Origin of the sequence: Devosia lacusdianchii (genome assembly GCF_022429625.1) — a bacterium.
In the GTDB taxonomy this organism is placed as follows: domain Bacteria; phylum Pseudomonadota; class Alphaproteobacteria; order Rhizobiales; family Devosiaceae; genus Devosia; species Devosia lacusdianchii.
Window position 1 is genome coordinate 2,968,723 of record NZ_CP092483.1, and the last position, 19,508, is coordinate 2,988,230.

Genomic DNA, 19,508 nt, shown 5'->3' on the forward strand with positions numbered 1-19,508 from the left:
CAGTAGCTACTGGCCGGCGGCCGGCATCATCACTTGCCCGAGCGCTTGATCGTCTTGATAGCGAGCGGCGGCAGGCCAGACTTTTCGGAAATGGCGCGATCCTGTTCCATGATCGCGGTGCGCGCCGGCTCGTCGCCATCGAGGCCGCCGAGCAGATTGGCATCAACCTTGCGGTTCGAGCGCTGGCTGCCGTCCTCGTAGACGACATCGAACATCACGAATTCACTGCGGGCGGTTGGTTTCTTGGCCATTTGTCTGTCTCCTATGCGGCAGGCCGGGCTCGCCGGATCATATGATCCGCGAGTTCCCGCGCGTGCCATAAACTGGGGTAACGGGCTAGCGGAAGATGTGCTCGCCCTGCTCATCGATGATCTGCCGCCCTTTGGACAGCGCGATGGCGGTCAAATCCTCGCGCGAACTCATCCTGTCAGCACGCACGAAGCGGTAAGTCTTGAGCTCGCCGCCGATATCCTTCTCGATCGTGCCGGCCAACTGCAGCTCGCTGCCCGCCTTCATCTCGACGGCCTTGATCAAGAAGCCCTTATAGCTCTCTTCGCCGAGCACCTTGTCGCCGGCCGGTTCGCTGGCAGCCGAGCCACCACCAAAAAGCTTCTTCAAAAACGACATGGCGCGTCTCCTGTTTCGTCCCGGTCAGCGCCTGCGGCGCACCGGCAGCGGCAATTGTAGTTCGCCGCGCTTTTGCATTTCCTCGCGCAGCCAGCCTGGCGAGATATCGAAGTGGTTCGGCCAGGTCGGCACGCCGTTCTTCAATTCGACCGTGCCAAAGAAGCGCCGGTCGCGCAACGGTTCGGTGCCCTCGCCACGCTCCCCGATCATCGGGGCCGCGTCGAACGTGCCGGACGACCCATCGGAAAAAGTCACCACCAGCCTGAATGGCACGATGGCCCGGATGCTGGTGAGCTTGAGGCGGCTAGGGCTATCCATGTTCCGTAGCGCCCCCCCCAACCCGGCGTCATACCGGCGAAGGCCGGTATCCATCTTGGTATCAGGATGGACCCGGTCTTCGCCGGGTGCACCTGCTTTTTTGACTAGTTGTCGAGGAAGCTTCGCAGCTTCCGGCTCCTGCTGGGGTGCTTGAGCTTGCGCAGGGCCTTGGCCTCGATCTGGCGGATACGTTCGCGGGTCACCGAGAACTGCTGCCCGACTTCTTCGAGCGTATGGTCGGTGTTCATGCCGATGCCGAAGCGCATGCGCAGCACGCGCTCTTCACGCGGCGTCAGCGAGGCCAGCACGCGGGTGGTGGTCTCGCGCAGGTTAGACTGGATCGCCGCATCGATCGGCTGGATCGCGTTCACGTCCTGGATGAAATCACCCAGATTCGAATCCTCCTCGTCGCCGATCGGCGTTTCGAGGCTGATCGGTTCCTTGGCGATCTTGAGCACCTTGCGGACCTTGTCCAAAGGCATCTGCAGCTTTTCGCTGAGCTCCTCTGGCGTCGGTTCGCGGCCGATTTCATGCAGCATCTGGCGCGACGTGCGGACGATCTTGTTGATCGTCTCGATCATGTGCACCGGAATACGGATGGTACGGGCCTGGTCGGCGATCGAGCGGGTGATCGCCTGGCGGATCCACCAGGTCGCATAGGTCGAGAACTTGTAGCCGCGGCGATATTCGAACTTATCGACGGCCTTCATCAGGCCGATATTGCCTTCCTGGATCAGATCGAGGAACTGCAGGCCGCGATTGGTGTACTTCTTGGCGATCGAGATCACCAGGCGAAGGTTGGCTTCCACCATTTCCTTCTTGGCGATCGCGGCTTCGCGCTCGCCCTTCTGCACCTTATGCACGATGCGGCGGTACTCGGCGATATTGAGGCCGGCTTCGGTCGCCAGCGTCGCCACGTCGCCACGGATTTCGTGAATGGTGTCGGCTTCGCGCTTGGCGAACTCCGCCCAGCCCTTGCCCTCGAAGCTGGCAAGGCCAGCCTCCCAGGCCGGATTTACTTCCTGGCCGTAATAGCTCTCGAGGAACTTCTCGCGCTTGACGCCATAGCTCTCGGCCAGGCGCAGCAAGCGGCCCTCAAGCTTCACCAGGCGCTTGTTGATGTCATAGAGCTGCTCGACCAGGTTCTCGATACGGCCGGCATTGAGCGACAACGACTTGACGTCGGCGATGACTTCGCCGCGGAACGCATCGATCTGCTTGCGCTCGGAATCGGACACCGAGGCCGAACGGTCCTCGGCATGCTTGTCCTGCATTTCGCGCATCTTGCCATAGGCTTCGGCGATGCGGTCAAAGGTCTCGACGACCTGCGGCTTGAGCTCGGCTTCCATCGCCGACAGCGACAGAGCGTTCTCGAACTCATCGTCATCGTCATCGGGCGCCGGATCCTGCGGAGCCTGCGGCTCTTCGGGCACGTAATCATCATCATCGTCGCCGGACGACGCACGCTTCGGCGCCGGAGCGGCCTTGGGCTTCTCGGCCACCGTTTCCGGGCGCGGAGCAGCGTTGAGGCTCACCATATCCGGCGACGGTGCCGCCTGCTTGGCGTCGGGACCAGCATAGGTCGCCTCGAGATCGATAATATCGCGCAGCAGGATTTCGCCCTGGGCAAGCTGGTCGCGCCAGATGATGATGGCCTGGAAGGTCAGCGGGCTCTCGCAAAGCCCCTCGATCATCGTCTCACGACCGGCTTCGATGCGCTTGGCGATGGCGATTTCGCCCTCGCGGCTCAGGAGTTCGACCGAGCCCATTTCGCGCAGATACATGCGCACCGGATCGTCGGTGCGGTCAGAACCCGATTTGGTGTTCGAAGTGGTGGAAACCGCCGTGCCGGTCGCCGGTGCGACTTCCTGGCCCTGGTCTTCCTCGTCCTTCTCGACTTCGGTCTCTTCGACCTCGTCTTCGTCGACGACGTTGATGCCCATGTCGGAGAACATGGACATGAAATCCTCGATCTGCTCGGACGACACTTCATCCGACGGCATGACCGCGTTCAGTTCTTCATACGTCACATAGCCGCGCTTCTTGGCGACCTTGATGAGCTTTTTTACGGCGGCATCGGAGAGATCGAGTAGCGGGCTGTCATTCGTCGCCTCGGGGGCGCCGGCTTCCGGCTTCTCGGTATCCTTGGTGGTGGTCTTTGCAGCTGCCTTCGTGGCCATCTGGTACTCCGTCGGATCCCGCAAGCGCCCGGGTCCGGGTAAGGCTTAAGTGGTGACACCTCAAGGCAAGGTAAAGGGTTGGTCGCTAAAGCGTTAACGCCTCAAAGCGCGACTAGGTTCGCCTCGGAATTTATTGCACATCGCCATATGCAAAATCGCGCGTACCCGCGGGTTTCTAGAGTCACCCCTAAAAACTGCGTGTCGCGCGTCCCGATAACGAACCAAATCCTTCGATCAATGCCTCTGTGCCATCGACAGTGGTAATCTGGTTCTTGATGTCCCGCAGCCTTTCAAAGGTTTCTTCGCTCGGGTCTTCGCCCAGCGCCGCTTCGGCTGCCTTGAGTTCCCTATTTAGCTGAACTTTCTTGTTATGCAAGGCCAGGGCGTGACTCAATCCGGTCTCGGCGTCCACGAGAGCGATCTCCGAGGCGATCTGCCACACCCCCTGCCGGTTGAGCACGTCGGCCATCCGATCCAGCGCCGCGCCATGTCCGCGCACGCCCAGCGCCGACCTCAAGTCCGCGCTCGATATGTCGTGATGGCGCACCACGAGGCCCAAAATTTCGCTCATCACTTTTTGTGCTGCCGGCGTTTCGAAGTCGAGCGCCGCCAGAATTTCGAACTTGTCGTCGACCAGCGCCGGATGGTTGACGAGGCTCAGGATAATGGTGGCCTCGCGCGGCGTGGCATCGGCCACAGAGCCCGGCTTCAGCAGCCGCGAGTTACGCAAGGTGTCGCTGACCACCAGTCGAGGCGTGCCCCCGCGCGGATAGCCGTAGGCGCCGCTTTGACCATAGCGCTGCTGCCCATTGCGCGGCTCGAACCGATTCTGCCGCACCGGCGCCAGAAACGCCCGCAACTTCTCATCGAACGCCTGCGCGTAGTGAAAGCGCACCGAGCTGTCCTGAATCGAGTTGGCGCGCTCCCGCAGCCGCGCCTGCAACGCTGCACGCGCCTCCGGCGTCTCCGGCACCAGACCGCCCGTCTCCATGCTCCAGATCACGTCGGACAAGCTGCGCGCCCGATCGAGCACATCGGCAAACGCGCCCCTGCCCTGCGCCTTGATCAGGTCATCAGGGTCCTGCCCCTCCGGCAGCGTGGCGATCTTGACCGTAAAACCGGGCTTCAGATGCGGCATCACCAGGTCGGCCGAGCGCTCGGCCGCCTTAAGCCCCGCCTTGTCGCCGTCAAAACAGAGGATCGGATCGGGCGACATGCGCCAGAGCAACTGGAGGTGCTCCTCGGTCAAGGCTGTGCCCAGGGGCGCCACGGTGCCTTCGAAGCCGGCCGACACCGCGGCGATCACATCGAGATAGCCTTCCACCACCACGACCGCGCTGCCATCGCGCGCCGCGCTGCGAGCGTTTTGCCCATTGTAGAGCGTCTGGCGCTTATGAAAGAGCTCTGTCTCCGGCGAGTTGAGGTACTTGGCCGGCACGTCTGGCGACATTGCCCTGCCGCCAAAGGCGATCACCCGACCACGAAAATCGGTGATCGGGAACATCACCCGGTTGCGGAACCGGTCATAGGTCAGCGGATCATCGTCGCGGCTGGCGACGAGGCCGGTATCGATCATGTCCTGCGCCGACACCCCGTTCAGCGCCAGATGCTCCTTGAGCCCATTGCGGCTGTCGGGCGCAAAACCGATGCGGAAGCGCGTCTGGCTCTGGGCCGACACCCCACGCTCGAACAGATAGCCACGCGCCCGCGCCCCGATATTGTGCTGCAGCGCCGCCTCGAAATACTTGGTCGCCAACTCCATGACGTCGATCAGGCTCTTGCGCTCGGCTTCACGCTTCTCCTGTCGTTCATCACGTGCCGGCATCGGCACGCCGGCCATGCCCGCAAGCTTTTCCACCGCCTCGGGAAAGCTCATCCCGGCCTTCTCGGTCAAGAACCGGAAGTGATCGCCCGACACCCCGCAGCCAAAGCAATGGTAGATGCCGCGCCGGTCATCGGCGTGAAAGCTCGGGCTCTTCTCGCCATGAAACGGGCAACAGGCCCACATGTCGCCCTTGGCCGGCTGGCTCTTGCGCTTGTCCCAGATGACGTGCTCGCCCACCACCTGCGTTATCGGCAGGCGCTGACGGATTTCGTCGAGGAACTGGTCGGAAAAGCGCATGAGGCTTAGATAGGCGCTTGGCGCCGCCAAGTCATCACTATCGCGAGGAGTTCCCCACTGTCCTCTGCGTCAGCCCCAGCGATGCGCCACGCTAGTATCCTCGCATGACCAGCCGGACGCTCTTTCCATTCTCGATGGTGACGCGTTCCAGGATGGAAAACTGCAGAAACATGACCTCGCTGGGAAGGTGGATCATGGCGATGACGTAATATTCCCCGTCGGCAACGCGGTCAAAACTGAAGGAGCCGCCCGACGTGGCAATCGTCTTGCGCATGTTTTGCTTGTAAAGCGGATCCGCGTCGGGCAGTTGCACGCCCCTACCCTGTTGCTTCCGGTCGCCATAGATGGCGGCAATACGCTCGTCCGCATAGGCGGTCCGGGGCACAAGGAACACATCCGTGCCGACCGCGCGAAGCAGCTTGCCGTTATTCCGGCGGACAAAGGCTTGTCCGCTGATTTTCGCGCGCCCGCTCGCATTGATAAACGCCGCAGACTGGGGATCAAACGACGCCGTCAACACCACCGGCGTCCGCAGCGATGCGCAGCCTGAAATCAGGGAAACGACAATCAGGATCGTGATCAAACGCCAAGCAGCGCGATATCCATACACCACAGCCATGACTGCCCCAAAGCCGTTTGTTCCCGATATGTACTCATGCCGTTTTGGCCGAGTCAAGCAGGGGACGGTGTCAGGGGCCAACGCCACGCTTGAGAGGCGCTTGCGCCGCCCGCTACAGTCTTCAATATGAAATCGGCAGCCATCCCAGCAATCAGAGCAGAACAACCACCCTTGGCATCCATCCAGAAGTTCCCACTCCGCATCTTCGTCCTGTTCACTGCCATTCCCGCCCTGCTCATAGGCGGCGGTCTCTGGTATCTGTCGAGCCTGTTGCCGTCCTGTGCAACCGCGCAGCATGCGCGCATCACCTCGCCCGATAACCAGTTCGATCTTGTTGTTTTCTCGCGCGATTGCGGCGCGACCACTGGCTTCAACACCCAGGCCGCCCTGATCCCGTCAGGCGAGGACCTGCCCTACGACGCCGCGAGCTTCCTCTCCATCGGTGTCGCTGCTGATCTGGAGCCCCGCTGGGACGGCTTCGGCAATATCGAAGTCACCGTCCCCCCCGGCGCACAAATCTATCGCCAGGACGAGTCGGTAGCCGGCGTCTCGGTGATCTACCGCTAGGCGCAACCGCGGATCGCTGCGGCACGTTGAGCGAGATGACCGACACCATAGTCGAAACTCTTACCCGGCCTCTGCCCAAGAACTACCGTCGGCGCTGGCGTCGTGTGCTCTGGCGCACCGCCAAATCCATGACGCAGATGGACACATCCATGCGCTGCGCTGGCGTAGCCTATTTCGGCTTCCTGTCGCTGTTTCCCGCCGTTGCCACGGTGGTGCTGCTGCTCGGATTGTTCGCCAAACCCATATTTCTGGCAAACATGGTGGAGCGCCTCGAGGGCCTCGTACCCGAAATGGCCCTTCAATTGCTTGCCGGTCAGTTGGTAGCCCTGCTGGAACAACCGCGCGCCGGCTTGGGTATTGGTTTGCTGTTGTCATCAGGTATAGCCGTGTGGAGTGGATCGCGCGGCGTCGCTGCCCTGATCTTCGCAACCTCACGGACGCGGCCCGAGCCGGAAAAGCGCAGCCTCGTCACGTCGATCGTTGTGGCCATCGCGACGACGCTGCTAGCAGGCATCGCCATGGTCGTCGTGCTGACCCTTGTGGCCGTGATTCCGGCTTACTTCTCTGCCTTGCCCTGGCTCGCGGACAACCAGTTACTGCTGCTGTTTCTGCGTTGGCCGGTTCTGCTGATCCTGGGCGTCCTGCTGATCGCGGCCTTCTATCGCTTCGCGCCCGACCGCAAGGCAAAGAAGGCGCGGTGGATCTGGCCCGGCGCAAGCATAGCGACCCTGCTCTGGCTGTTCGTCTGCGCCATATTCTCGTTCTACGTCGAGCGGCTCGGCAATTTCGAGGCCAGCTTCGGCTCGCTGGCGACGGCCATCGTACTGCTCCTCTGGATGTACAATTCAGCGCTCATCGTCGTGCTCGGTGCCACCATCAACGCCGAGCTGGAACGAGAAGTGCTGTCCGAGAGGGCCCTGGCGATCTAGGCGGCCTTGCTGCGCTGATAGAGCCGCCAGGCCCAGCCGAAGAGGCCGAACGCGAAGAACACCAGCAGCACCCCGCCGAAGATCACGCTAATGGAGGCGCTGAGCAGCGGGAAGAACAGGAAGACTAGGCCGAGCAGGATGTAGGACACGCCCGACAGCACCACCGGCCAGATGCGGGCATAGTGCTCGCGCTCGCGGGTGATGACCACGATCTGCATGATGCCCACGATTAGCGCCGCGATACCGACGAGGCTCGCCATAAAGGTGACGGTGAAGATGGTCGCCAGCAGCGGGCTGATCAGGATGAGAATACCCAGGATCAGCGAAAGCGCATTCGCAACCACATCGAACCAGTAATTGCCGCTCTTGCCGCCGCCGAAGGTGAGGCTCCACAGCCCCAGGACGCCGTCGACCACCAGCAGGATGCCACCCGCCAGCACCAGCACCGTCAGCGCTTCTGCCGGCCAGATGATGGCATAAAGCCCCGCTAACAGCATGAGCACCCCGCGCAAGGCCGTCGCCAAGGCAAACCGTCTCTTCGTCTCAGCCGAAACCGCCATTTTCGCCTCCATAGCGGCGGACTCGCCGCATATCCCGCACCGAGCTTAGCGCAGTCCTTGAAGCGGCCCAAGCACTTGCGCCTATAGATTCTCTATATCGTACCGCCGATTTTGTTGATTGCGAACAGTTTGGCGCTGTGGTTTGAGACCGTTTCACTCGAGGCCCGCATGTCCCTTCCGCTGATCGCCCTTTTTCTTGCCGCGTTCGCCTTTGGCACCACCGAGTTCGTTATCGCGGGCGTTCTTCCACAGGTTGCAGGCGGCCTTGGCGTCACCATCCCCATCGCGGGGTATCTCGTTTCCGGCTACGCCATCGGCATTGCTCTGGGCGGACCGCTGCTGACTTTCGCGACCACAAATGTCGCCCGCCGCACCCTGCTGCTGGGCCTGATCGCTGCCTTTACCATCGGGCAAGTGGCATGTGCCCTCGCGCCGAGCTTCTCCGCCATGCTGGTCCTGCGTGTGCTGATCGCCATTGCTCATGGCAGCTTCTTTGGCATAGCCATGGTTGTCGCCACCGGCCTCGTTGCTCCGGAGCGCCGAGGCTTTGCCGTCGCCCTGATCTTGTCCGGCCTGACCGTCTCCAATGTGATAGGCGTGCCTCTGGGCGCGGCTATCGGGAATTACCTCGGCTGGCGCGCTACGTTCTGGGCCATGGGCACGCTGGGACTGTTGGCCAGCCTTGCCATTGTGCTGTGGGTGCCTCGCACAAAGAACGCCGCTGCCTCTCGTCCTGATTTTCGCCACGAGGTCCGCGTGCTCGGCCGCCAACAGGCCTGGACATCGCTGATACTCATGCTGATGCTGATGCTCGGTCAGTTCGTGCCTTTCACCTACATCGCCCCCCTGTTGCAGGACGTGACAGGCCTCGACCCGGCCTGGATTCCATGGGTGTTGCTGCTCAACGGTGTCGGCTCCACCATCGGCGTTTTTCTCGGCGGGCGGCTGGCGGATTGGAAGCTGATGCCGTCGCTGATCGCCATGCTGGCCTTGCAGGTCGTCGCCCTGCTCACCCTGTACCTGGCCGCCCCCTACCCGCTGCCGATGGTCGCCGCGATATTTGTCTGGGGCGCGCTTAATTTCGCGATCGGGACCCCGATTCAAACGCGCATCCTCAGCTGGACCGCCGACGCACCCAGCCTGGCGTCTTCACTTATCCCCTCGGGCTTCAATATCGGGATTGCCCTCGCCGCATTCATAGGCGGGACCATGTTGAACGCCGGCCTGGGCTATCGCAGCCTGCCCCTGCTGGGCGCTGTCGCATTGGCAGTAGCCGTGCTCGTGGCGTTTATCTCCTACGCTTGGGAGAAACGCAGCCTGGCCGTGCCACCCGTACCCGCCAATGCGCTAGCCGCAGAGTAGTCGGGGCAGCGCTCAACGTCGATGGGCTTCCGCCCCTAAGCCTGACTAACACTTTGGTCACCAAGACCCGAGCTTTGGCCACGGCGCCGGTGCGCTCGGCATAGTATGCCGGCTGGGAACGGCGGACGTTCTGACTGGACTAGGCATGCCTCTCGATCAAATCTCCCTGCTCGCCGCCATCGCACTGTCTTCGACCGCGCTGACGACAACCATGCTCGTCAGCTGGCTTGGTGCGCGCCGCGATACCTACCTGCTGAGCTGGTGCATCGGCCTGCTGCTGATCTCCCTGGGTGTAGCCGCCTATGCGCTGCTCGCAGTCGATTACGGCGCCCTCACGCATTTTGCGGCATTCGCGCTGACCATTGCCGGCTTTAGTTTCGTCTATGCGGGCGCAATCCAGTATCGAACACGAACGGCACCCATAGGAGCAATCGCAATCCTGGGCTTTGGCTTCATTGCGATCACCGGCCTTACGCTTCTGGCAGGACTCTCGGGCATCTCGGCGATATTCGCCAACCTCGCCATGGCGCTATTGCTGGGCCTGGCAAGCTGGCAATACTGGCAGGGCCGGGCCGAAGCGCGCTGGCAGATGGTTGCCAATACCGTGCTCTACAACGCAGCGGCCGTGTCTTTTGCGCTCTGCGCTGCGGTTCTGCTGGTCCAGCAGCGCTGGACGCTGTCGGAATACCCCAAGAACTGGGCCGAAGACCTGAACACCGTAGTGGTCATCGTCTGCATGACCGGTATTGGCGCAATCTCACTCATGCTCAATCAGTCCCGTTCGGCACGCCACCACCGCAAGCAGGCCATGACCGACTCGCTGACCGGCCTGCTCAACCGCCGCGCCCTGTTCGAAAACCTGTCGAGTGGCCAACTGGCGCCCGGCATGGCCGTCATCATGTTTGATATAGACCACTTCAAGTCGATCAACGATCAGTGGGGCCATGCCATGGGTGACGCTGTGCTCGAGCGCTTCGCGCGCGTTTTGACGACCGACCTGCGCAGCGATGACTTTGCAGCGCGTCTCGGCGGCGAAGAGTTCTGCGTGGTCCTGCGCGACCTGACCAAACGCTCCGCCGCTGCCGTAGCCGAGCAAACGCGCATCAATTTTGAAGCGACCGCCATCGAATCGACGCGCGGCACGGCCAGGACGACGGTAAGCGCCGGGGTCGCCATCAGTGGTGTGGACGGCGAGCCCTTTGAGGCCGTGCTGCGACGGGCGGACGACGCGCTTTATGCCGCCAAGTCCGCCGGCCGAAACCGCGTCGTTGCGCCGACCCCCCGCCTGGTCGCTTAGGCGCTCAGCGCCGCCTTGACCTTGCCGCTGGCCTTGCCGAAGTCGATGCGACCCGGATAGTCGGCTTTGAGCTGGGCAATCACCTTGCCCATGTCCTTGGCGCCTTCGGCTCCGGTGGCAGCAATCGCGGCCTGGATGGCAGCGGCGACTTCATCATCGTTGAGTCCCTTGGGCAGGAACTCGTTGAGAATGTCGATCTCTTCCTTTTCGACCGTGGCGAGGTCGGCGCGGCCAGCCTGCGCGTAGATGGCAAAGCTCTCTTCGCGCTGCTTCACCATCTTTTGTACGATGGCCAGAATCTCTTCATTGGTCGCCGGTCCGCGATTCTCCTGGCGGATCGCGATATCCTTATCCTTGATGGCCGACGTGATGGCCCGCAGGGTCGCGGTACGCCGCTGATCGCGGGCCTTGAGGGCCACTTTGAGACCTTCGCTGAACTGTTCGCGCATGGTTTTTGTCCTCTTGGCTTTCAATTTTCTTGGGCCCATATAGGCACAATAAGGCCGTTCCGCTACTTGCGCTGCCGCCTTGGGGCTTCTAAGACGAGGCCTCAACCGACATACCGCAACCCATGGGCAGGAAAAGTTCGCACGACTTTTCCGGTTCGAGCGCGCGACCATCTGAAACCAACCTTGGAGGCCCACCGTGACCGGCTGGCAGCAATCCCCCGCGACCGCACTTCTGATCCTTGCAGATGGTACGAGCCTGGAAGGCCGCGGTATCGGCGCCGTCGGTCACGCAGCAGGCGAAGTCTGCTTCAATACGGCGATGACCGGCTACCAGGAAGTGCTGACCGATCCGTCCTATGCCGGCCAGATCATCACCTTCACCTTCCCCCATATCGGCAATGTCGGCACCAATGACGAGGACATCGAGACGGTCAACATGGCCGCTCTGTCCGGCGTCCGTGGCGTCGTGCTCAAGGCCGACATCACCAACCCGTCCAATTATCGCGCCGCCGAAAAGCTCGACGCCTGGCTGAAGAAGCGCAACATCATCGGCATAGCCGGCATCGACACCCGCGCCCTGACCGCGCAGATCCGCGAGCACGGCATGCCGAACGGCGTCATCGCTCACGAACCCACGGGCATGTTCGACGAAGGCTCGATCAAGGCCGAGCTCAAGGCCTTTCCCGGCCTCGAAGGTCTCGACCTCGCCAAGGAAGTGACCACAGCTCAGACCTACCATTGGGATCAGACCGGCTGGCAGTGGGACAAGGGTTACGGCAAGCTCGAGAACCCCGAATTCCATATCGTCGCCATCGACTACGGCGCCAAGCGCAACATCCTGCGCTGCCTGGCCGACCAGGGCGCCAAGGTAACGGTGGTCCCAGCGACGGCAACCGCCGCCGAGGTGCTGGCACACAATCCCGATGGCATCTTCCTGTCCAATGGCCCTGGCGATCCGGCGGCCACCGGCAAGTATGCCGTTCCCACCATCCAGAAGCTGATAGAAACCGGCAAGCCGGTGTTCGGCATCTGCCTCGGCCACCAGCTCCTCGGCCTGGCCCTGGGCGGCACCACGTCCAAGATGCATCAGGGCCACCATGGCGCCAACCATCCGGTCAAGGACCTGACCACCGGCAAGGTGGAGATCACCTCCATGAACCACGGCTTTGCCGTGGACAAGGCGAGCCTGCCTGCCGGCGTCACCGAGACCCACATCTCGCTGTTCGACCAGTCCAATGCCGGCCTTAGCGTCGATGGCAAGCCGATCTTTTCGGTGCAGTACCATCCCGAAGCCAGCCCCGGCCCGCGCGACAGCCATTACCTCTTCACGCGCTTCATGAACCACGTCCGCGCGCAAAGGGGCATGGACGCGAAGCCGGAATATGTGGCTCCCGCGGCCTGATCCATGACGGTTTCGCTATTCTCCGCCAAAGACCGACCTGATCTGGTCGAGCCGGCCGAAGTCATGGGCGGCTCGCAATGGCCCGACTGGCTGGCGACCGACGCTTTGCGGGCCTATTGGTCCGCGCTCTACGAAGCGGAGTTGGCGGCATTCCAGACCATTGCCGTCGACGACGCCAGCGGCGAGGTCGTGGGCCTGGGCAATAGCATACCCTTCCTGCGCGGAGACACCCTGCCGGATACCGGCTGGGACTGGGTGCTTGAACAAGGCGTATTGGCGGCCCGATCGGGCAGCGCGACGAACGCGATCTCCGCCCTAGCCGCTGCCGTCCACCCCAGCCATCGTGGCACCGGGCTTGCCCAACGCCTGCTCGAAGCCATGAAGCCGCCGGCCCGCAAAGTGGGCCTGACGAGCATGGTCGCGCCAGTTCGCCCCACGCTGAAAGCTGCTTACCCGCTGCAGGATTTTGCCACCTATTGCGCCTGGCGCCGCGACGACGGCACGCCGTTCGACCCATGGCTGCGCACCCACGAAGCACTGGGCGCCCATGTGATCGGCCCGGCCATGGCATCGCAAACCATTACCGGCACCCTGGAGCAATGGCAGCGCTGGACCGGCATGAAATTCCCGGCCAGCGGACGCTACGCCATTCCGGCCGCGCTCGCGCCCTTGGAGATCGACCTCGCAGCCGACCGCGGCACCTGCCTCGAACCCAATCTGTGGATGGAACATCCGCTCTAGATCGGCGCACCGATCTTGGCAAGCTGGCAGCTACCGCCAGCCGGAATAGCGTAGCCGAGATCGAAGCCAAACTTCCGGTAGGCGGCGCTGGGTTGCGCGAACAGCCGTGGTGGCAGGTCACGGGACGGAGCGGCGGTGATGCCAGCACTCCCGCTCGCCGCGTCGATCGCCTCGGTAATCGCCGGATTATCGAACAGCATCTCGAGGCCCGCCCACTTGGTCCAAGCGCCGCCATAACAGGCCGCCTGCGCACCAAGTTGCAGCTCGCGCTCCGGTCGCTGGGCCTCTTCCAGGTCGGCGAGTTTGTCCAGCTCGCCCAGCGCATTCTGCACATGGTGGCCGTAGGCCAGGCCGATCAGGTAGCCCTCGGCGATATCGCCTTCGGTCGGATAGTTTTCGACCAGGTTCGAATAGGCATCCATGTCGACATAGATCGTGCTGTTCTCAGGGCAGTAGAATGTACCAAGATCGGCCCCTGCCATGCCACAGCCCAGTTCGCGGCTGGTCGGCACCATCACCAGGGTGGCCGGCGGATAATAGACAGCGGCACTACGGAAGGCCCGCTCCCAGAAGCCATTGGCTTCGCGCTGCACCGCCTCAACCAGATCCTCGGGCTTGCCCTCACCCGCGTTGATGGCCGCCAGCGCTGTCAGCGTCGTATGCGGCAGCGGCTCGGCCACCTGGCCCGTCAGCACGGTGATCGGATTGATACCGAACAGCATGACCACGATGATCGCCACGGCGATCACGCCGGAAAAACCGAAGCGCCGCACATGCGGCATCACACTATCGGGTATTCCCAGCACCGCCCTGCCCGCCATCCTGCCGTTACACGTTGCCCGAAAAGGTATCGCAATCGCCGGGATTACCGGACGTGTAGCCGCGTTCGAACCATGTCTGGCGCTGGGCCGAGGTGCCGTGATTGAAGGTCTTGGGTACCGCGAAGCCCTGCATGCGCTTCTGTAAAGTATCGTCGCCGATCTGCTCGGCCGCATTGAGCGCTTCCTCGAAGTCACCGCTCTCCACCAGATCCTGCTGCCCGGCATAATTGGCCCATACGCCGGCATAGCAGTCAGCCTGCAACTCAACCCGCACCGAATAGGCATTGGCCTGTTCGGTGCTCATGCTGGCACGCCGCTGGTTGAACTCGGGCAAAACGCCGGTGATGTTCTGGATATGGTGGCCGACCTCATGGGCCAGCACATAGGCCTGCGCGAAATCGCCCGGTGCGCCGAATTGCTCACGCAACTGGTCATAGAAGCTGAGGTCGATATAGACCTTCTGGTCGCCCGGGCAATAGAACGGTCCGGTGCTCGAATCTGCCGCGCCGCAAGCCGTGTTTACGCCACCGGTGAACAGCACCACGGTCGGAGCCGGATATGTCTCGTTCTGCTGGGCGAACACGTCGGTCCACAGATCCTCGGTTTCCTTCACCACCACGCCGACAAAGTCGCGCAGCTCGTCCTGGTCGCCGCTGGTGGGCAATTGACTCGACGAGCTGGCCGACGAACTCGATGGGCTCCCGCCGCCGGTCAACATGTCAAGCGGGTTCTGCCCGGTGACGAACCAGATAATGCCCAGCACCACGACGATACCGATCAGGCTGCTGATCCCACCGCGCGAGCCACCGCCACCGCTCGGCAGGCGGATACCACCGCCGCCACCGCGACCAAAGGGGTTGCCACCCAGGCCGCCAAGGCCCCCGCCCTGACCGCGACGGTCTTCTATGTTCGAACTCTGCTGCCTGCCGCGCCATTTCATGGTGGTAATTCTCCGATTGTCCCCAGCCTAGCAACAAGCCCCGCCGCTGCAAATGAGTTCCGCGGCAACTATTGTCATTCCGTTGGGATTTCCAGGCATGTCATCGAACTGTCATAAATTGACCGCCCGGTCAAAATTACCTACCGTCACCGTCCGCCGTCATCCAAGCGTCACCTCTCGACGGCATGAGCATGCTCGCTCCGCACTCCGGGGCCACGCGCCGGACATGAGTCTGGCTGCCAGGGAGCACCGCGCCCCCCGGCTATGACGTCATCGAAGAACGCTTCAGGGAGACACCAATGAATTTCCTGCCCAAGATTTCGCGGCGCACATTCCTTGCCGGTTCGGCCAGCGTCGGAGCCATGGCCGCCATGCACCCGTTTGCCACCATGGCCCAGGCCAACCAGGCGCATCTGCGCATTCTGGAAACCACCGACCTGCACGTCGCCGTTTTTGCCTATGACTATTATGCCGACGCTCCCAACGACACGATGGGTCTGGCCCGCACCGCCTCGATCATCGAGGCCATTCGCGCCGAGGCCGGCAATTCGATGCTGATCGACAATGGCGACATCATCCAGGGTAACCCGATGGGCGACTACATCGCCTATGAGAAGGGCCTCGACGGCAACGTCCACCCCGTCATCGCAGCGATGAACACGCTAGGCTACGAGGCCGCGACCCTTGGCAATCACGAGTTCAATTACGGCCTCGAGTATCTCGACAAAGCCCTGGCGGGCGCGACTTTCCCGTTTGTCTCGGCCAATCTGGTCAAGGGCGAACTCGCCGCCGATCCGCTCAGCGACACCACCTACATCAAGCCCTACCTGATCGTCGAAAAGGAGCTGGTCGACGGCTCTGGCGCTACCAAGACCATCAAGGTCGGCCTCATCGGCTTCCTGCCGCCGCAGATCATGACCTGGGATGCCACCCATCTCACCGGCAAGGTCGCAACCCGCGATATCGTCGAAACCGCGACCGCCTACGTGCCCAAGATGAAGGAAGAAGGCGCCGATATCATCATCGCCCTCTCCCATTCCGGCATCGCCGCCGATCAGGTTACCGGCGCTGAAAACGCCTCGCTGCAGCTGGCAGCCGTCGAAGGCATCGACGTGGTCCTCACCGGCCACCAGCATCTGGTCTTCCCCGGCCCCGACTATGAAGGCGTCGAAGGCGCCGACATCACCGCCGGCACCCTCAGCGGCAAGCCAGCCGTCATGGCCGGTTTCTGGGGCAGCCATATGGGCCTCATCGACCTGTTGCTCGAACAAGACTCCGACGGCAAATGGACCATTGCCTCGCACACCTCCGAGGCCCGCCCGATATCCGAGCGCGTCGACGGCAAGGTCAATGCGCTGGTCGAGGACGAAGCCGAAGTCATCGCCGCGGCCCAGACCGAGCATGACGAAACGCTCGACTATATCCGCCGCGCCGTCGGCGAGACGTCCGCCCCGCTCTATTCCTACTTCGCGCTGGTCGCCGACGATCCGTCGGTGCAGATCGTGAGCCAGGCCCAGACCTGGTACATCGCCCAGATGATGAAGGGCACCGAGTGGGAAAGCCTGCCGATCCTGTCGGCGGCGGCGCCGTTCAAAGCCGGCGGCCGTGGCGGTCCGGATTATTACACTGACGTGCCGGTTGGCCCTGTCGCCATCAAGAACGTCGCCGATCTCTATCTCTACCCCAACACTATCCAGGCCGTGGCCATCACTGGCGCTGATGTGAAGAACTGGCTCGAACGCTCGGCTGGTATCTTCAACCAGGTCGAGAAGGGCGCCAAGGATGCCGAGCTCATCAACCCGGATTTCCCGTCCTACAATTTCGACGTGATCGATGGCGTGACCTACAAGATCGACCTCACCCAGCCGTCGCGCTTCTCGTCCGACGGCAAGGAAGAACCGAACCCCGACGCCAGCCGCATTGTCGACCTGATGTATGACGGCAAGCCGATCGATCCGGCCCAGAAGTTCGTCGTGGCCACCAACAATTACCGCGCTGGTGGCGGCGGCACCTTCCCCGGCATCGGCGCCCCAGTGATCATCTTCAAGGGTCCCGATACCAACCGCGACATCATCGTCCGGTTCATCGTTGAAAACGGCACTATTAACCCGTCGGCCGACAGCAATTGGTCACTCGCCCCGATCGGCGACACCACCGTGCTGTTCGCCACTGGCCCGAAGGCCGCTGACTTTGTTGACCAGGTCACCGCCGTCAAGATCGAAGCCACCGGCGAAACCAATGCCGACGGTTTCGGCCTCTACCGCATCACGCTCTAGACGCCAGGACAACGAACCACCGGGTCAGCAATGGCCCGGTGGTGCTTAAGCCTCGATTGCTCCATCCAGCCGCTCGCGCAGGCGATGCAGTCCCTCTCGCAACGCCGTCGCGGCCTCCGCTTCCGGCCCGAGGGCATCTCCCACCGCCAGCGGTACTGCCAGCGCCTTTGCCCGCAGGTCGCGCCCATGCTGGGTCAGGTGAATGCGCACCTGCCGCTCGTCCATCTCATCACGCTGCCGGCGGACTAGCCCCCGCGCCTCAAGCCGTTTGAGCAGCGGCGTAATCGTGCCTGAATCGAGAAATAGGCTGTCGCCAAGAGACTTTACCGTGATGTTGTCTTGTTCCCATAGCACCAGGAACACGAGGTATTGCGGATAGGTCAGCCCGATCGCATCCAACCGCGGCTTATAGAAGCGCGTAAACGCGTGCCCCGCCGCATAAACAGCGAAGCACAGCATGGAATCGAGCCGGAGCGGATCAGTTTTGGCAGCCATAGAGCATCCTCGAAGCGACGGACCCTCCGTCACCAAGGCAATCTAGCACAAAAATATCTATTGCACACAATTTAATTGTGCACTATCGATTATCACGTCAAACGAAATCAATTTTGGACCAAGGAGACTCCCATGTCCTCGATCAAGTCAGCCGTCTACACCGCCCACGCTCACACCACCGGCGGCCGCACCGGCACCAGCGCCACCGATGACGGTCGTCTCTCGGTCACACTCGACACGCCCAAGGAGATGGGTGGCAATGGCGGTCCAGGCACCAATCCGGAGCAGCTCTTTGCCGCCGGCTACTCCGCATGCTTCCTCGGCGCCATCAAGGCCGTCGCCCGCGGCGACAAGGTCAAGGTGCCGGACGAGACCACGATCGACGCCTCGGTGTCGTTTGGTGAAAATGCCAAGGGCACGGGCTTCAACATCGCCGTCGAGCTCAAGGTGACCCTGCCCGGCTTCGAGCATGAAGCGGCCGTGGCGCTGGTCGAGAAGGCCCACACCGTGTGCCCCTATTCGAACGCCACGCGCGGCAATGTCGACGTCAAGCTGACCGTCGTCTGACCTGGCTAAGCCGCTTCAGGCACGACCTGAAGCGGCTGCCACCGCTGCGTCCTGCGATCGAGCAGCAGCGAGATCACGAACAGCAACAGGCCGCCGACCGCCATGACCGCGCCGACAGGTCCGGTCGAAGTCCAGCCAAAGCCCGCAGCAATCGCCAGGCCGCCAAACAGCGCCCCCAGTGCATTGCCGATGTTGAACGCGGCATGGTTGAGCGTTGCGGCAAGCGTCTGCCCGTCTGCCGCCACGTCCATCAGCCGGGTCTGGAGCGCCGTGCCGATCGCGACGGTGAAGCCCACCAGCAGCACGCTCAGCGACGCCGTTGCCCAGAATTGCGCCGTCCATGGGATCGCCGCCAGGCTCACCACATTGAACACCAGCATGCCGCCGATTGTCGGCATCAGCGCCTTGTCGGCCATGGCCGCGCCGATGATATTGCCAAGCGTCATGCCGACACCAAACAGCGCCAGCACCGCCGGCACCCACACCACGGGCACATGCGCCACTTCGGTCAGCAGCGGCACCACATAGGTGAACACCGAAAACATGCCGCCGCATCCGACCGCAGCTATGCCCAGCGTTAGCCAGACCTGCGGCCGCTTGAGCGCACCCAGTTCGCGCAGCGGGCTCGCGCCTTCAGCGATTTGAAACTGCGGCACGAACCGCGCGATCATCGCCAGCGCCAATACACCGACCAGGCCGACCGCCGCAAAAGTCGGCCGCCAGCCCATATATTGCCCCAGCCACGTCGCCAGCGGCATGCCGATCAGCGTCGCGATCGTGAGGCCGAGCATGACCCGGCCGACGGCGCGTGCGCGATAGCCTACATCCACCATCGAAGCCGCCACCAGCGCCGCGATGCCGAAATAGGCGCCGTGCGGCAGCCCGGCGAGGAAGCGCAGGCCGATCAGCGACCAGTATTCTGGCGCTACGGCGCTGCCGAAATTCCCCAGCGCAAACAAAGCCATGAGCCACATCATCAATGGCTTGCGCGGTGCCTTGGCAAAGAGGATGGCGAAGAGCGGCGCGCCCACGACCACGCCCAGCGCGTACGAACTGATGACATGGCCAGCTTCCGGTTCGCTGATGGCCAGGTCACCTGCCAGATTGGGCAGCAGCCCCATGATAGCGAATTCGCCGGTGCCAATACCGAATGAACCGATGGCCATCGCCAGAATGGCTAGCCTGGTCGGCAGCGCCGAAAAGCCGCTGGCAGGTGCATCGACATTGGTCATGGCG

At 62.6% G+C, this 19,508-nt stretch carries 20 protein-coding genes; 8 read left to right on the forward strand and 12 right to left on the reverse strand.

Features of this window, described 5'->3' with window-relative positions; genetic code table 11:
• Positions 1–29: 29 nt before the first annotated feature.
• From MF606_RS14645 to MF606_RS14670, 6 genes are all read right to left on the reverse strand, one after another.
• The gene (locus MF606_RS14645; protein ID WP_240230085.1) at positions 30–251 is read right to left on the reverse strand and encodes a hypothetical protein; all 222 of its coding nucleotides are present in this window, start codon (positions 249–251) and stop codon (positions 30–32) included.
• Positions 252–336: 85 nt separating this feature from the next.
• Positions 337–627: an HlyU family transcriptional regulator gene (locus MF606_RS14650; RefSeq protein WP_240230086.1), complete on the reverse strand. Its 291-nt coding sequence runs from the start codon at positions 625–627 to the stop codon at positions 337–339.
• Positions 628–651: 24 nt separating this feature from the next.
• Complete coding sequence (locus tag MF606_RS14655) at positions 652–945, reverse strand: DUF2442 domain-containing protein (protein WP_240230087.1); 294 nt, start codon at positions 943–945, stop codon at positions 652–654.
• Positions 946–1,049: 104 nt separating this feature from the next.
• A complete protein-coding gene (rpoD, locus tag MF606_RS14660; protein ID WP_240230088.1) occupies positions 1,050–3,125 on the reverse strand; it encodes an RNA polymerase sigma factor RpoD in 2,076 nt (691 codons plus the stop codon).
• A gap of 187 nt (positions 3,126–3,312) precedes the next feature.
• Positions 3,313–5,247: a DNA primase gene (gene dnaG, locus MF606_RS14665; RefSeq protein WP_240233858.1), complete on the reverse strand. Its 1,935-nt coding sequence runs from the start codon at positions 5,245–5,247 to the stop codon at positions 3,313–3,315.
• Between the two features lie 91 nt (positions 5,248–5,338).
• Positions 5,339–5,866, reverse strand: coding sequence for a hypothetical protein (locus MF606_RS14670; RefSeq protein WP_240230089.1), 528 nt, complete (start codon positions 5,864–5,866; stop codon positions 5,339–5,341).
• 171 nt (positions 5,867–6,037) lie between these two features.
• On the opposite strand from MF606_RS14670, the gene MF606_RS14675 reads away from it, so the two are divergent.
• Together MF606_RS14675 and MF606_RS14680 are read left to right on the forward strand one after the other, a co-directional pair.
• Positions 6,038–6,433, forward strand: coding sequence for a hypothetical protein (locus MF606_RS14675; RefSeq protein WP_240230090.1), 396 nt, complete (start codon positions 6,038–6,040; stop codon positions 6,431–6,433).
• Between the two features lie 35 nt (positions 6,434–6,468).
• The gene (locus MF606_RS14680; protein WP_240230091.1) at positions 6,469–7,362 is read left to right on the forward strand and encodes a YihY/virulence factor BrkB family protein; all 894 of its coding nucleotides are present in this window, start codon (positions 6,469–6,471) and stop codon (positions 7,360–7,362) included.
• Here the strand turns inward: MF606_RS14680 and MF606_RS14685 are convergent.
• Positions 7,359–7,922 (reverse strand): HdeD family acid-resistance protein, encoded by a 564-nt coding sequence (locus tag MF606_RS14685; protein ID WP_240230092.1) that lies wholly within the window; start codon positions 7,920–7,922, stop codon positions 7,359–7,361. The two genes, MF606_RS14680 and MF606_RS14685, sit on opposite strands and share 4 nt — an antisense overlap.
• A gap of 168 nt (positions 7,923–8,090) precedes the next feature.
• Here MF606_RS14685 and MF606_RS14690 point away from each other — a divergent pair, with 168 nt between their 5' ends.
• Both MF606_RS14690 and MF606_RS14695 read left to right on the forward strand, forming a co-directional pair.
• Positions 8,091–9,284: an MFS transporter gene (locus MF606_RS14690; protein WP_240230093.1), complete on the forward strand. Its 1,194-nt coding sequence runs from the start codon at positions 8,091–8,093 to the stop codon at positions 9,282–9,284.
• A 145-nt stretch (positions 9,285–9,429) separates the two neighbouring features.
• Entirely contained in the window at positions 9,430–10,581 is a 1,152-nt protein-coding gene (locus MF606_RS14695; RefSeq protein WP_240230094.1) for a GGDEF domain-containing protein, read from the forward strand.
• Here MF606_RS14695 and MF606_RS14700 read toward each other — a convergent pair.
• Positions 10,578–11,030: a GatB/YqeY domain-containing protein gene (locus tag MF606_RS14700; RefSeq protein WP_240230095.1), complete on the reverse strand. Its 453-nt coding sequence runs from the start codon at positions 11,028–11,030 to the stop codon at positions 10,578–10,580. The genes MF606_RS14695 and MF606_RS14700 overlap by 4 nt on opposite strands.
• Positions 11,031–11,226: 196 nt before the next feature.
• Here MF606_RS14700 and carA point away from each other — a divergent pair, with 196 nt between their 5' ends.
• Together carA and MF606_RS14710 are read left to right on the forward strand one after the other, a co-directional pair.
• The gene (gene carA / locus MF606_RS14705; RefSeq protein WP_240230096.1) at positions 11,227–12,432 is read left to right on the forward strand and encodes a glutamine-hydrolyzing carbamoyl-phosphate synthase small subunit; all 1,206 of its coding nucleotides are present in this window, start codon (positions 11,227–11,229) and stop codon (positions 12,430–12,432) included.
• A gap of 3 nt (positions 12,433–12,435) precedes the next feature.
• Positions 12,436–13,173 carry a GNAT family N-acetyltransferase gene (locus MF606_RS14710; protein ID WP_240230097.1) on the forward strand — a complete coding sequence of 246 codons (738 nt, stop codon included), beginning with the start codon at positions 12,436–12,438 and terminating at the stop codon, positions 13,171–13,173.
• Here MF606_RS14710 and MF606_RS14715 read toward each other — a convergent pair.
• A complete protein-coding gene (locus tag MF606_RS14715) occupies positions 13,170–13,994 on the reverse strand; it encodes a neutral zinc metallopeptidase (RefSeq protein WP_240230098.1) in 825 nt (274 codons plus the stop codon). The two genes, MF606_RS14710 and MF606_RS14715, sit on opposite strands and share 4 nt — an antisense overlap.
• A 7-nt stretch (positions 13,995–14,001) precedes the next feature.
• Complete coding sequence (gene ypfJ / locus MF606_RS14720; RefSeq protein ID WP_240230099.1) at positions 14,002–14,934, reverse strand: KPN_02809 family neutral zinc metallopeptidase; 933 nt, start codon at positions 14,932–14,934, stop codon at positions 14,002–14,004.
• Positions 14,935–15,233: 299 nt separating this feature from the next.
• Between ypfJ and MF606_RS14725 the strand changes: the two genes are divergently transcribed.
• A complete protein-coding gene (locus MF606_RS14725) occupies positions 15,234–17,210 on the forward strand; it encodes a bifunctional 2',3'-cyclic-nucleotide 2'-phosphodiesterase/3'-nucleotidase (RefSeq protein WP_240230100.1) in 1,977 nt (658 codons plus the stop codon).
• A 45-nt stretch (positions 17,211–17,255) separates the two neighbouring features.
• Here the strand turns inward: MF606_RS14725 and MF606_RS14730 are convergent, their stop codons facing one another.
• A complete protein-coding gene (locus tag MF606_RS14730) occupies positions 17,256–17,705 on the reverse strand; it encodes a MarR family winged helix-turn-helix transcriptional regulator (protein WP_240230101.1) in 450 nt (149 codons plus the stop codon).
• A gap of 132 nt (positions 17,706–17,837) precedes the next feature.
• Between MF606_RS14730 and MF606_RS14735 the strand changes: the two genes are divergently transcribed.
• Positions 17,838–18,272 (forward strand): organic hydroperoxide resistance protein, encoded by a 435-nt coding sequence (locus tag MF606_RS14735; protein WP_240230102.1) that lies wholly within the window; start codon positions 17,838–17,840, stop codon positions 18,270–18,272.
• A 5-nt stretch (positions 18,273–18,277) separates the two neighbouring features.
• Here MF606_RS14735 and MF606_RS14740 read toward each other — a convergent pair whose 3' ends face one another.
• Complete coding sequence (locus MF606_RS14740; protein WP_240233859.1) at positions 18,278–19,504, reverse strand: MFS transporter; 1,227 nt, start codon at positions 19,502–19,504, stop codon at positions 18,278–18,280.
• Positions 19,505–19,508 lie beyond the last annotated feature (4 nt).